The 12,740-nt window shown below is 46.6% G+C and carries 9 protein-coding genes; 6 read left to right on the top strand and 3 right to left on the bottom strand.

Annotation, left to right across the window (positions count from 1 at the left end):
* Window positions 1-20: 20 nt before the first annotated feature.
* The 4 genes from ACMA1I_RS06290 to ACMA1I_RS06275 all read left to right on the top strand — a co-directional run bounded on the left by ACMA1I_RS06290 (window position 21) and on the right by ACMA1I_RS06275 (window position 6,799).
* Window positions 21-1,364, top strand: a complete 1,344-nt coding sequence (locus tag ACMA1I_RS06290; protein ID WP_337067447.1) for a hypothetical protein — start codon at window positions 21-23, stop codon at window positions 1,362-1,364.
* An 11-nt stretch (window positions 1,365-1,375) separates the two neighbouring features.
* Window positions 1,376-1,966 carry a hypothetical protein gene (locus ACMA1I_RS06285; protein WP_337067446.1) on the top strand — a complete coding sequence of 197 codons (591 nt, stop codon included), beginning with the start codon at window positions 1,376-1,378 and terminating at the stop codon, window positions 1,964-1,966.
* Between the two features lie 444 nt (window positions 1,967-2,410).
* Window positions 2,411-5,032 (top strand): ATP-dependent chaperone ClpB, encoded by a 2,622-nt coding sequence (clpB, locus tag ACMA1I_RS06280; RefSeq protein WP_337067445.1) that lies wholly within the window; start codon window positions 2,411-2,413, stop codon window positions 5,030-5,032.
* A 594-nt stretch (window positions 5,033-5,626) separates the two neighbouring features.
* Window positions 5,627-6,799 (top strand): T9SS-dependent choice-of-anchor J family protein, encoded by a 1,173-nt coding sequence (locus ACMA1I_RS06275; RefSeq protein ID WP_337067444.1) that lies wholly within the window; start codon window positions 5,627-5,629, stop codon window positions 6,797-6,799.
* Between the two features lie 91 nt (window positions 6,800-6,890).
* On the opposite strand, the gene ACMA1I_RS06270 is transcribed toward ACMA1I_RS06275, so the two are convergent.
* The 3 genes from ACMA1I_RS06270 to ACMA1I_RS06260 all read right to left on the bottom strand — a co-directional run bounded on the left by ACMA1I_RS06270 (window position 6,891) and on the right by ACMA1I_RS06260 (window position 9,075).
* Window positions 6,891-7,292, bottom strand: a complete 402-nt coding sequence (locus ACMA1I_RS06270; protein WP_337067443.1) for a hypothetical protein — start codon at window positions 7,290-7,292, stop codon at window positions 6,891-6,893.
* 149 nt (window positions 7,293-7,441) lie between these two features.
* Window positions 7,442-7,804, bottom strand: a complete 363-nt coding sequence (locus tag ACMA1I_RS06265; RefSeq protein ID WP_337067442.1) for an STAS/SEC14 domain-containing protein — start codon at window positions 7,802-7,804, stop codon at window positions 7,442-7,444.
* A 38-nt stretch (window positions 7,805-7,842) separates the two neighbouring features.
* Window positions 7,843-9,075 carry a lactonase family protein gene (locus ACMA1I_RS06260; protein ID WP_337067441.1) on the bottom strand — a complete coding sequence of 411 codons (1,233 nt, stop codon included), beginning with the start codon at window positions 9,073-9,075 and terminating at the stop codon, window positions 7,843-7,845.
* Window positions 9,076-9,504: 429 nt separating this feature from the next.
* Between ACMA1I_RS06260 and ACMA1I_RS06255 the strand changes: the two genes are divergently transcribed.
* Together ACMA1I_RS06255 and ACMA1I_RS06250 are read left to right on the top strand one after the other, a co-directional pair.
* On the top strand, window positions 9,505-10,098 hold the full coding sequence (locus ACMA1I_RS06255; protein WP_337067440.1) for a HupE/UreJ family protein: 594 nt from the start codon (window positions 9,505-9,507) through the stop codon (window positions 10,096-10,098).
* A 53-nt stretch (window positions 10,099-10,151) separates the two neighbouring features.
* Window positions 10,152-12,482: a M1 family metallopeptidase gene (locus ACMA1I_RS06250; protein ID WP_337067439.1), complete on the top strand. Its 2,331-nt coding sequence runs from the start codon at window positions 10,152-10,154 to the stop codon at window positions 12,480-12,482.
* The last annotated feature ends 258 nt before the right edge of the window (window positions 12,483-12,740 follow it).

Here is a 12,740-nt window from a genome sequence, read left to right as displayed (position 1 = left end):
AATACTAATCAACCAATATCATGAAAAAACTCGCACTTTCTCTGGGTTTATTGCTTGGCTTAAACATGGGAGCCATGGCACAATTAACGCTCTCCGACATGCAGTACTTTAGACCTTACGACAAGAGAGGCCTGAATGTGTTCGAGACAAGCAAAGCCGACACTACTGCCTTTGAAGGCATTAAAGTAAGATTAGGTGGCGGATTTGCGCAGCAGTTTCAGGGTTTACAGCACCGCAACACGGCTACCGCCATTATGCAGGGCGAAAACAACCTGAACCAGCTGATGCCGATCGAGAATGGATTTAACCTGGCCACTGCCAACCTGAACCTTGATGTACAGCTGGCCGATGGTATCAGACTAAACCTGGTAACTTACCTCTCATCCAGACATCACCCAGAGACTTGGGTAAAAGGTGGCTTTATTCAGGTAGATAAAGCAGAGTTCCTGAACAGCGATTTTGTAAACAGCGTGTTTCAGAACCTGACCCTGCGTGTTGGCCACATGGAAATTAACTACGGCGATGCGCACTTCAGAAGAACCGACAACGCCCACGCCCTCCACAACTCATTTGTAGGTAACTACATTATGGATGCCTTTACAACCGAAATTGGTGCCGAAGCCATTTACCAGTACAAAGGCTTCCTGGCAATAGGCTCTGTAACTGGTGGTGAAATTCAGGGCGGTATTCAAAGCCCCGGACAAAGAAAACCATCTTTCATCGGTAAAATCGGGTACGACAACCAACTGGCCCAAGACCTGAGAGTAAGATTAACCGGCTCTGTTTACACAACTGGCGGCTCTGTTAGAAACACGCTTTATGGTGGCGACCGTGCCGGCTCACGTTACTACCTGGTTATGGACCCTGCCCGTGTGGCAAGCGGCACAGCAGTAACAACAGCTACTCACTTTACCTCTGGCCACATTAACCCAGGCCTGACTAACAGCATAACAGCTCTGGTAGTGAACCCATTCGTGAAATACAAAGGAATTGAGTTCTTCGGTAACTTTGAGCAAGCGAAAGGCAAAGGAAGACTGGGCGCTGCCAATGAGCCGGAAGATCGTACCTGGAGACAACTTGGAACTGACCTGGTGTACAGAATAGGCGCTAACGAGAACTTTTATATAGCAGGACGTTATAACGTGGTAAATGGCCGCTTGGCTCCAAATGCTGCCACACCAAACGTGCAGAACAACGAGGTAACGCTAAGCCGTGTACAAGTAGGCGGTGGCTGGTTTGTAACCAAAAACATACTGGCCAAAGCAGAATACGTGAAACAACAATATAAAGACTTCGCTCCAACTGATATCCGCCATGGGGGCCAATTCAACGGATTTATGATTGAGGGAGCCATTTCCTTCTAAAGCTTAAAACCATGTTGCTCATTCATATCTTACTCGCTGTTGTAGTTATGGTAAACGTGGTTTTACCACCAAAAGAGGAGTTTGTAATTGTTAAAGGAAGTAAAATAACAGTACAGGCGGCCACCTCTCTCGGAAACATAAACTGCAGCTATAGCTCCAACAGCCTGAAAGATACCTTACTGCTTAACACAGCCCTGCTTAAAAAGGACAGATTAAAACTAAGCATACCAGTAGAGCAGTTTGGATGTGGCAACCCTCTCCTGAACCGGGATTTTCAGCAGACATTAAATGCAAAAGAATACCCAAACATCAGAATAGAGGTTCTGAGTCTGAAACAGGCTGGCAAGGACTACAAAGGTGCCCTTAAATTTGAAGTTGGCGGAAAAACAACCATGATGGAAGAAGTTATTTTCAACATGTTTTCGGCCCAGGGCGCAACTTTTATGAAAAGTAATATCTGCCTCAACTTTACCGAAATGGGTCTGAATGCACCCAAAAAGCTGGGAGGACTTTTTAAAGTAGACGAGGAACTGCAGATTATCGTAGAGTTGCAGGTAAGTAACAAACAAGCACTGCCGTTCTTAACAGGGTCAGCTATTTAACCTTTTACAAGTAACAGCCGCAGGCTCCGGAAGTAATTTCGGAGCCTGTTTGGTTTTTAATCCTTTCAGGCCAAAGCTCCCGCAAACCCCGGGGCAAAATCAGCAATAAATCGCTCTGGAAGGGCATTTTGATTAGAAGAATTTGAGTTGTACCGTCAGTTGATAGGTATAGATCAAAGCTATATCAGAAACCATGTAAACGTTGGGCACACCACCTACTCAACCTAAGGCTTTAGAAACAACGTACTTTAAAGTACACGCTTACCTGGACGTTGTAGCATGATAAACAGCCAACAGCTCGACAACTCCTGCCACAATGGCTACATTTTACAAGCAAGAGCTTTCTAAACATGACATAATTACATAAAAAGCATCTAAAATACAGTTGGTTTAGAAATTGTTTGTACTGTTACCGTAGTAAAACAATTGAAACAGGAACAGAAAATGAACTTTAATAACTATACTATCAAAGCACAGGAGGCTATCCAAAAAGCCTCTGAGATAGCAGGCGGCAACCAGCAGCAGGCTATCGAAACTGGGCACATTCTCAAAGCCATTCTCGAAACAGACGAGAACGTTACCAATTTCCTGTTGCAGAAACTGAACATAAACGGACGCATACTGCACAGTAAGTTAGATGAGACTGTAGCCACTTATCCAAAAGTAACAGGCGGAGGCGGACCTTATTTAGCCAACGATGCAGCCGCTGCCCTGCAAAAAGCTACTTCATATTTAAAAGAATTTGGCGATGAGTATGTTGCCATAGAGCACATGCTACTCGGCCTGCTGTCCGGCCGCGATAAAGTGGCCGGCCTTATGAAGGATGTTGGCTTTAACGAGAAAGACCTAAAAAAAGCTATTAAGGAGCTTAGAGGCGGCGCCAAAGTAACCGACCAGAACGCTGAAGCCAAGTACAACTCTCTGAAGCGCTATGCCAAAGACCTGAACGAGCTGGCCCGCTCCGGCAAAATAGACCCGGTAATTGGTCGCGATGAAGAGATACGCAGGGTGCTGCAGATTCTGAGCCGACGTACCAAAAACAACCCGGTGCTGTTGGGTGAGCCTGGCGTGGGTAAAACTGCCATTGTAGAAGGCTTGGCGCAACGCATCGTATCTGGCGACGTGCCCGAAAACCTGAAGTCCAAAACACTCATGAGCCTGGATATGGGTCTGCTTGTGGCTGGCGCTAAATACAAAGGTGAGTTTGAGGAGCGCCTGAAGGCAGTGATAAAAGAAGTGATAGACGCAGAAGGAGAGATCGTACTCTTTATTGATGAGATTCATACCCTGATAGGTGCCGGTGCAGGCGGCGAAAGCGCCATGGACGCAGCTAACCTGCTAAAGCCTGCCCTGGCTCGTGGCGAACTGCATGCCATTGGTGCCACTACGCTCAAGGAGTATCAGAAATACATCGAGAAAGATAAAGCCCTTGAAAGACGTTTTCAGGCGGTGATGGTGGATGAGCCAAGCGTACCCGATGCCATATCTATTTTACGTGGTATCAAAGATAAGTACGAGCTGCACCACGGCGTCCGGATTAAAGACGATGCCATTATTTCGGCCGTAGAACTTTCGAGCCGCTACATCTCCGACCGCTTTCTGCCAGACAAAGCAATTGACCTGATGGACGAGGCCGCAGCCAAACTGCGTATTGAGATTGATTCGCTGCCGGTAGAGCTCGACGAGATTCAGCGCCGCATCATGCAGCTGGAGATCGAGCGAGAGGCTATCCGTCGCGAAAACGACAAAGACAAAGAGTCGGTTCTTTCTAAAGAAATTGCTGACCTGAGCGGCAAGCGCGACGATCTGAAAGCCAAATGGCAGAACGAGAAGCAGATTATTGAAGGGCTTCAGAAAGAGAAAGAAAATATTGAGAACTACAAGCTGGAGGCAGAACAGGCAGAACGTGCCGGCGACTATGGCCGCGTAGCAGAGCTGCGTTACGGTAAAATTCAGGAAGCAGAGGCACACCTGAAGCAACTACAGGAGCAGGTGCGCGAAATGCAGGGCGAAAACCCGATGCTGAAGGAAGAAGTAAACGCCGAAGACATTGCCGAAGTAGTAGCTAAATGGACCGGCATACCTGTAAGCAAAATGCTGCAGAGCGACCGCGAAAAGCTGCTGAACCTGGAGCAGGAACTTGGCAAACGTGTGGCTGGTCAGGAAGAAGCGATAGAGGCTATTTCTGATGCGGTGCGTCGAAGCCGCGCTGGTATGCAGGACCCAAAACGCCCAATCGGTTCATTTATCTTCCTTGGTACTACCGGTGTAGGTAAAACTGAGCTGGCCAAGGCCCTCGCCGATTATCTGTTTAACGACGAAAACGCCATGGCCCGCATCGATATGAGCGAGTACCAGGAGCGCCACGCTGTGAGCCGACTAATTGGTGCGCCTCCGGGATACGTAGGCTACGACGAAGGTGGTCAGCTGACAGAAGCTATTCGTCGCAAGCCATATTCTGTGGTGCTTCTCGACGAGATTGAGAAAGCGCACCCTGATGTGTTCAACATTCTGCTGCAGGTGCTCGACGATGGCCGCCTGACTGACAGTAAGGGCCGTGTGGTGAACTTCAAAAACACCATCATCATCATGACCTCTAACATCGGCTCTCATATTATTCAGTCTAATTTTGAGAGCATGGAAGAGTACAACAAAGAGGAAGTGATTGAGCGCACTAAGGACGAGGTGTTTGACCTGCTGAAGAAATCGGTAAGGCCGGAGTTCCTGAACCGGATCGATGAACTGGTTATGTTCCGTCCGCTGAGCCGTGGCGACATCCGCAAGATTGTGGATATCCAGTTCCACCACATCCAGCAGCGCCTGGAAGAGGCTGGCATTGAACTGGTAGCCACCGACGAAGTACTGGATTATCTGGGTGAACAAGGCTTCGATCCGCAATTTGGAGCCCGCCCACTGAAGCGGGTACTGCAACGCCAGATTCTGAACGAGCTGTCAAAAGAAATTCTCTCTGGCAGAATCAGTAAGGACTCGGTGGTAGAGGCCACGTTACAAAATGGTAAAGTTCAGTTCGTGAACGTAGACATTGAGCTACCAACCGACAGATAATTTTTTGTGAGTTAAAGTTTAGTTGAGCAAAACGCTACTCTATACGGAGTGGCGTTTTTGTTTATAAAAAATCAAATTTATCAGGTTAACAACCTAACCTAAAATCATCCCTACTCCTGCGCGCTCCTTTACATTTCTGATTCCGCATTACTCCTTTCTGCCTTTCCTACAGGAGCCACATCTATATTTTCCCAACCTGGCATTACATAGTGCCAAAATAAAACCTAAATCCCACAACGGGAATCAATTGCTAAGGGTGAACACCTTCCATTAACCTAAACAGTTATAACCAAAATTTACATAATACTATTATTGATATTAAAAAAACCTTTCCAGTAGCAGGAAAATCCTCCTCTACTAGTATCCACAGCCAAAATATTCACCAGTTAACAAATCCTACCACTCAACAAAACACCATAAAATACAAAAAATAATATCTATTGTATCAAATTGGCACAGTTTTAACATATGCCAATTTGATACAATATTTCAAATTTATTATTGAACATTCCAAACATCATACAGGCACTTTAGCAGACACAAATCTGACTGTTATTTCCTTTTCTCTTTTATAAAATACTATAACAATACCATATGCGCTACTTTTACTCTGTTTTCCATGTCTTTACATTTCTTTTTTTCATTCTTCATATTTCTAATTCTGCTGCAGCGCAGGAACAGATAAGTACGCAGGAAACTGTCATGTATGAGCCATTCAGCGGAAATTCATTTACAAATGGCTGGGTATCGCACAAAGATGGTAACCTAAGTTGGAACGTGGAGCAGGGAGTAAAATCGAGAGACGGGAACCCAGGCTCTGCTATGAGATTCAGCACATCTAGCGCAAAGGTGCAGAATAATTTAAAAGTTATTGCTTACACCCGGGAATTATGGCTGGCTCCAGAACATACCCATACCTTCAGCTTTTACCATAACAACTTATCCAGCGGCTCCGCAACGTTAGACCTAGTCCTGAACACTAATAACCAGGACAAAAACGGCGGAAAGAATGTCATTAAAACACTGACCCTCAATAACAATAACAGTGAATGGACAAAACATACGGTTTCATTTACTGTACCAACTGAAGGCAATTACTATATTGGTTTTCATATAACTTATACTACTGGCGATTTAAATATCCATATTGATGATGTTACTGTTACCAAACCCGCCAATGCCACTGATGCCTCCACGACTGGATCTACCTATCCGGTTACTTTAGTTTCATTCAATACGCAGAAAAAAGAAACAAATGCTGTCCTGAGTTGGAAAACAGCTATGGAGCAAAACAACAAAGGCTTTGAGGTACAGGCATCAGTAGATGGCTTGATGTATACAGCCATTGGGTTTGTACCAGCCAAAAGCAGTAACAGCAGCCAGGGTTACAGCTACACTTATACGGATATCCGCCATGGCAAAGCAGGCACCGTGTATTATAGGCTGAAACAAATAGACATTGATGGCCAGTTTGAATATTTCAGCTCGAAGGCGGTAAACTTTGGCAATGCCAGCCTTACCATAACTGCCTCTCCAAACCCATTCTCCTCAGAAGTTGAGCTAAACATTGGGGCTGCAACAGACGAAGATCTGACCATTGTCCTAACAGATGCCAGAGGCAAAGAAGTTTTCGGAAGAAGCATCTCCGTGTCGAATGGCTTTAACCAAGAACGCCTTCAACTCCCGGCCAGTCTACCCTCTGGCCTCTACCTGCTCTCCGCCACCTGGAACAATCAGTCGCAGACAGTGAAGCTGGTAAAAAGATAAGAAAAGGCGCAACAGGCTCCCACCAGCAAATTGGACTGACTGGAAACAACTATTTTGGCAGGCTGCCTTTAGAGCAGATAATCAGTACCGCTTATTTTTCCTGCTGAAGTTGGTCTAGGATATGACCAGCTAATGTATAATCCAACACCTTGATGTAAGGCACTTGCTTTTCTTTTGCCATTCCACCTGTCTGGAGCACTGCAATTTTATCTAGCGGAGATATTTCTGCCACATAGGTGATTCCAGCATCAACACAGGACTCAATTGCCTTCTCATGCAATTGTTTAACGGTAACCGGATGAGTAATCATATCCCGCACATCCGCTATCAAGGTAAAACCTGGCTTTGCCATTTCAAGTGTCTTACCCCAATCCTTAAGGTACTCAGGCACTACCTCCGGGCTCTTCCAATAACCAAGCATCCGGAAATGAATCCGGTTTTTATCGGGTTCATACGAAAACTCATAGAATTGATTTCTGGCAATAGTAATCATAGAATGTTTATTTATTAACTAAAGATAGTGAATATTTCCTTGGTTGAAATTACAAAAGACATTACCGTTTGCCGCAAGCTTAGTAATAATTACTCTAACTGGCTTCAGGTCAGACAGCTTGTTGGCAATCTGACTGAGAGGATAAAACTTTACTTTCCCTCCCGCACCCACCTCATCGCTTGTTCCTTCTCAGCCAGATCGAAATAACGGACGCCTTTCTTCTTTACCGGACTTATCAGCTTTGCCGCCCACTCCTGCCATTTCTTCTCCCCTACCATTGCTACCCGGCCATAGTCTAGCCCGTGTACTACATCGAACAAGCCGTTCTCGATAGCTGCTACTGGCTGCACCCAGTTTACATCTTTCATTTCGTAGTACAGGTGCACTTCCTGATAAGCCTGCATCAGGTCGCGGAGCAGGTTGCGGTACTGGTCAAAATCGGCTATGGTCAGCTCTTTGCTCACCCGTATGGCCAGCAGCTCATCTTTTGTTTCGCGGAGAATTTCTATCATGTCCACAAACCTAAAAACACACCACTACCATCAACAACCTACTTAAACGCCGGCACCACCTTCGGGCACATAGGAGCCTCCACCTGCACCTCGTGGCCACTTGCCGTAAGCTTGCCTGAGGCTTTGTCTATTTTAAAAGACACCAGGTTGTTAGAGCGCTCGTTGGCTACCAGTAGAATGTTGCCCGTCAGGTCAATAGTAAAGTCACGGGGCCAGTCGCCGCCTACGCTTGCCAACTGCACCTGCTTTAGTTCACCGGTACTTTCGTTGATTGCATAAACTACAATGCTGTTATGCCCTCGGTTTGCACCATACAGATATTTGCCATCCGAAGATACTTTAACAGCAGAGCACTGGTTGTTTTCTTTAAAGTCAGCAGGAATGGTGGTGATAGTTTGTACTTCAGAGAAAGTGCCTTTATCAGCATCGTAAGCAAGCGCTACCATAGTGGAGTTAAGCTCATTAATTAGAAAAGCAAAACGGCCATTCGGGTGAAAAGCCATATGTCGCGGCCCGGAACCTGCCTTTACAGTATAAGCCACTGCAGGCTCATTTGGCACTAATTTGTTATCCTGGTACCGGTACCCCAACACCTGATCGGTTCCCAGGTCTACCGCAAATACAAATTTCTGGGCAGGATCTGGCGTAATATAATGAGCATGCGGCCCCTCCTGCCGGTCTTTATTCGGTCCCGAACCTTTGTGCTGCCCTACTCCTGTGGCAGCTTCTAAGGCACCATCCTGGTTCAGGGGCAAAGCCGCTACATTACCTCCTCCATAATTCGCAACCAGTACCATTCCGTTTTTTTCATCTACTGACACATGGCAGGGGCCAGTTCCTTTAGAAGCCACCTGGTTGAGCATCGTAAGCTGTCCATTCTGCTGATCTACAGAAAAAGCAGTAACTGCTCCGCTTTGTTCCCCTTCAAAATCTCCCTTCTCATTTACCGCATACAAAAACTGGCGGTTTTCGCTAAAGGCCAGGTAGGTTGGTTTCTCGCCTCCACTCGCCGCACCTGCTGGAGTAAGCTCTCCGGTTTGGGTATTCAGGTTATAAATAAATATGTTTTCTTTATCTGCTTCGCCACTTGTTCCAAGGTATACCATATACGTTTCTTCTGTGTTGGTTTCACGATTTGCTGCCGTTCCTTCACTCGCCTCATCTTTATCGGAGGAGGAGGTGGAGGAGTTGCAGGCCGACATAGCAAGGGCCAGGCCGAACATGGTTACTTTTACAAAACGGTTGCGCATATGGTTATACATTTTTCTCATGGGGCTATAAATTTGTTTTAGTTAATACAATTTTTGTGCAATCAGGCCTTAGCATACCAGTAGCCCAAAAGCCTGCGGAAGGGCTTTTTCATTAGAATAATCCAGGTACAGGATGAACCGTAGCAGGCGTTAAAATAATTTTGCCGGAGAAGCCTCTTATTGCGATGCTCCTGTGTATGGTTCTACTAAATTATTCTAATAAAAAACTCTTTCCGGATCTAAAATAGCACAAGTTTTTTCTATGACTACCACTACGACCAAGACCCAGTGCACACCTTGCCTATACCCGATTCTATGTCAACTTACTTAAAATTACCGAATGTGTTTTTCTTTTTTTGCCAGCATGCATTCATGTAGTTACAGTTTTAATTTTGTATTACTTAGATCAATGTTTTATTTTGCAACTTAGTTACACCTATACAAACTCCTGTGTCTTCTACTTTTCAAACTTATCTCAAACTCGGTTTTCATCATATCTACGATTTCAGCGCTTACGACCACATGTTGTTTCTGCTGGCCCTGTGCGCTATTTACACCCTCAGCGACTGGCGAAAAATAATTGCACTGGTCACCAGCTTTACCATTGGTCACTCCATTACGCTGGCTTTGTCTACGTTCAACATCATTAAGTTCGACTCAGACCTGATCGAATTTCTTATACCCGTCACCATCCTGTTTACCTGCATTACCAACTTTTTTAAACTGAAAGGAGCTGCATCAAACCAGCACCCGATCTGGTCGTTCCACAACCTGCTGGCTATTGTTTTCGGGCTTATTCATGGCATGGGCTTCTCTAACTTTTTAAGGTCGCTGCTGGGCCGCAACAGCAAAATTTGGGAACAGCTGCTCGCTTTTAACATTGGCATAGAACTGGGTCAGCTCCTGATTGTAGCCATCATTCTACTGGCCAGCATGGTGGTTCTGAACATCTTCCGGTTAAAGCGGCGCGACTGGATAATGGTACTTTCTAGTGCCGCTGCAGGCATAGCTTTGGTTTTAATGATGGAAAATAGTATCTTTTAGCTTAATTTATCCTCCATTATCAACATCTAACTACAATCACACACTCAACTCGAATGAGAAACCTATTAAAGGGAATTGCCCTGTTCTGTTGCCTGGCTGGTCCCCTGGCGGCACAAGCCCAGGACACAAAGTTCGGACAGCTTGGTCAGGAGTTGCCAACACCGAACACCTACCGCACGGCCTCTGGCGCACCAGGGCATCAATACTGGCAGCAACGCGCCGATTATAACATTAAAGTAGAGCTCAACGATCAAAACCAATCCGTTACCGGCTCCGAAACCATAACTTATACCAACAACTCACCCGATGTGCTCACTTACCTCTGGCTGCAACTAGACCAGAACATTTTTGAGCCAAACTCTATGAGCAACCTCACCAGAACCGGTGGTCTGGAGGAGCGTATGTCGATACAGGCAGTGGAGCGGCTGGCACGGGAGAACTTTGATGGCGGTTTTAAAATTAAGGCAGTGAAAGACCGTAACGGCAAGGCCCTGCCCCACACCATCAACAACACCATGATGCGCATAGACCTGCCTTCGCCCCTGAAGCCGAAGCAGAGTGTTACCTTTAGCGTAGACTGGCAGCATAACATCAACAACCAGCTGACCCTTGGCGGCCGCTCGGGTTACGAGTATTTTCCTGCAGATGACAACTACCTCTATGAAATGGCGCAGTGGTTCCCGCGCATGGCCGTGTACGACGATGTAAACGGTTGGCAACACAAGCAGTTTTTAGGTAACGGCGAATTTGCCCTCCCTTTTGGCGACTATAAGGTGAGCATTACCGTGCCCGCCGACCATATTGTAGCCGCAACCGGCGAACTGCAAAATACCAGCCAGGTGCTAAGCTCCACGCAGCAGAAACGCTTTGCTGATGCCGCTAAAAGCAACAAACCAGTAGTAATTGTAACACAGGAGGAGGCTACTCAGGCCGAAAAAACCAAAGCCACTGCCAAAAAAACCTGGACCTACGCTGCCTCTAACGTACGCGACTTTGCCTGGGCCAGCTCCCGTAAGTTTATCTGGGATGCCATGAACGTGCGCGTAGCCGCCAAAAACATACTGGCCATGTCGTATTACCCAAAAGAAGGCAACCCACTTTGGGGGCAATATTCTACCGCTTCGGTAGCACACACCTTGCAGGTTTACTCCAAACATACGATCGACTACCCGTACCCGGTGGCTATTTCGGTGCACGGTCCGGTTGGTGGCATGGAGTACCCTATGCTCTCATTTAACGGTTACCGCCCGGAAGAAGACGGCACCTACTCCGACCGCACAAAATATGGTCTCATCTCAGTTATCATACACGAAGTGGGACATAACTTTTTCCCGATGATCATTAACTCCGATGAACGCCAGTGGACCTGGATGGATGAAGGCCTGAATACCTTTATGCAGTACCTTGCTGAGCAGGAATGGGAACGGAACTACCCGTCGCGCCGCGGTGAACCGCAGAACATTGTGGAGTACATGAAAAGCGACAAAAGTACCCAGGTACCTATTATGACCAACTCGGAGTCGGTGCTGCAATTCGGCAATAATGCCTATGGCAAACCGGCCACAGCCCTCAACATTCTGCGCGAAACCGTAATGGGCCGCGAGCTGTTCGACTATGCCTTTAAAGAGTATGCTAACCGCTGGGCCTTTAAGCACCCTATGCCAGCTGACTTTTTCCGGACCATGGAAGATGCCTCAGGCGTGGATCTGGACTGGTTTTGGAGAGGCTGGTTCTATACCACCGACCACACCGATATTGCCATTGATGGCGTGAAATGGTACACCATCGATTCGCAAAATCCTGAATTCGTAAACGCACAGAAACGGGAACAACAGAATAAAGCGCCACAAACTCTTTCGCAGCAGCGCAATCTGCAGGATATTCCGCGCACACTCGTAGAGGCCAATCCGGAGCTTAACGATTTCTACAACAGCTACGACCCGCTTGCCACCACGGCAGCCGACCAACGGCGTTATCAGTCGTTTCTGAGCGGCCTCACGCCGGAGCAGAAGAAAGTGCTGGACTCTGGACTGAACTTTTACGAAGTTGGATTCAGCAACCTGGGAGGTCTGGTAATGCCAGTAATCGTGCGTATGGAGTTTGAAGATGGCACCGAGGAAGTAGTTAACATTCCTGCTGAAATTTGGCGCCTCAACAACAACGAAATAACAAAAGTAATTATAACCGAAAAGCCTGTAGCGAGTTTTACGCTGGACCCTTACCTGCAGACAGCAGATACAGACCTGAGCAATAACACCTTCCCGCGCCGCCTGGCACCGTCGCGATTCGATATTTTTAAGCAGCAAAGTCAGCAACAGCAAAACCCAATGCAACGCCAGAACTCGAGCAGCCGCTCCAATCAGCGCAACAGCACCGGGCAGTAAACGACTTTACTTTTAGCCGTTAGAGAATCCCTCGTTCCATATTTGGTGCGGGGGATTTTTTATTTAAAGCTGGTTTGTCTCCTACCCTGGGCCATAAAGTTGCTAAAATTGCTTGGAAGGGCATTTTCATTAGAATAACGTGAACTCGGGAATTAATTTGGTTTAAGACAGGCATTTGCGCAACAAAAAAGGCTAAGGATTAGGTAGAAATATTGTCCGATGTTTCACCTAACTCCTTAGCCTTATGCACTTTATCAT

Source organism: Pontibacter sp. 13R65 (genome assembly GCF_047525655.1).
Lineage (GTDB): Bacteria > Bacteroidota > Bacteroidia > Cytophagales > Hymenobacteraceae > Pontibacter.
This window is presented reverse-complemented; position numbering and strand designations above follow the sequence as displayed.

Excerpts from the sequence above, each read along its gene's own strand:
- ACMA1I_RS06290 (WP_337067447.1), top strand. The coding sequence starts at position 21 with ATGAAAAAACTCGCACTTTCTCTGGGTTTATTGCTTGGCTTAAACATG.
- ACMA1I_RS06285 (WP_337067446.1), top strand. The coding sequence starts at position 1,376 with ATGTTGCTCATTCATATCTTACTCGCTGTTGTAGTTATGGTAAACGTG.
- clpB (WP_337067445.1), top strand. The coding sequence starts at position 2,411 with ATGAACTTTAATAACTATACTATCAAAGCACAGGAGGCTATCCAAAAA.
- ACMA1I_RS06275 (WP_337067444.1), top strand. The coding sequence starts at position 5,627 with ATGCGCTACTTTTACTCTGTTTTCCATGTCTTTACATTTCTTTTTTTC.
- ACMA1I_RS06270 (WP_337067443.1), bottom strand. The coding sequence starts at position 7,292 with ATGATTACTATTGCCAGAAATCAATTCTATGAGTTTTCGTATGAACCC.
- ACMA1I_RS06265 (WP_337067442.1), bottom strand. The coding sequence starts at position 7,804 with ATGATAGAAATTCTCCGCGAAACAAAAGATGAGCTGCTGGCCATACGG.
- ACMA1I_RS06260 (WP_337067441.1), bottom strand. The coding sequence starts at position 9,075 with ATGAGAAAAATGTATAACCATATGCGCAACCGTTTTGTAAAAGTAACC.
- ACMA1I_RS06250 (WP_337067439.1), top strand. The coding sequence starts at position 10,152 with ATGAGAAACCTATTAAAGGGAATTGCCCTGTTCTGTTGCCTGGCTGGT.